Annotated in this window: 1 protein-coding gene; it reads right to left on the bottom strand. The window is 43.3% G+C overall.

What is annotated here, in order from left to right; translation table 11 throughout:
• Window positions 1-81: 81 nt before the first annotated feature.
• Window positions 82-529 (bottom strand): aminotransferase class V-fold PLP-dependent enzyme (locus R7093_RS27795; protein ID WP_318147354.1); only part of this gene is annotated, 448 nt, incomplete at its 5' end.

Raw genomic sequence — 529 nt, 5'->3', positions numbered from 1 at the left:
TTAGAATCTTCCATTCAATTGGTTACGCACATAAACAAAAGCGCCGCAATTGCGACGCTTTTAACTCATTCAATTTGTGCTCTATGCGTAGTTTTGCTCGAACTCTTTCATGAAGTCGACCAACGCTTGCACACCTTCTAGCGGCATTGCATTGTAAATCGATGCGCGCATACCACCCACCACACGGTGACCTTTTAGCGCTTTTATTCCTTTTGCATCTGCAAGCTCAAGGAAAGTCGCGTCAAGTTCAGGCTTCGCTAATTGGAAAGGAACGTTCATTAATGAACGGTTCGATGGATGAACGCCGTTGCGGTAGAAATCAGACTGATCAATGTAATCGTAAAGCAGTTTTGCTTTTTCGCGATTCACTGTTTCAATGCTCTTAACGCCGCCTTGTGCTTTAAGCCATTTGAAAACAAGGCCAGACAAGTACCAAGCAAACGTTGGTGGCGTGTTAAACATTGATTCTTTTTCAGCAAGAACTTTGTAATCAAGAATACTTGGTAACACTTGTTTCGCCATGCCGAGT

The organism is Vibrio sp. 1580 (genome assembly GCF_033340055.1).
This window is presented reverse-complemented; position numbering and strand designations above follow the sequence as displayed.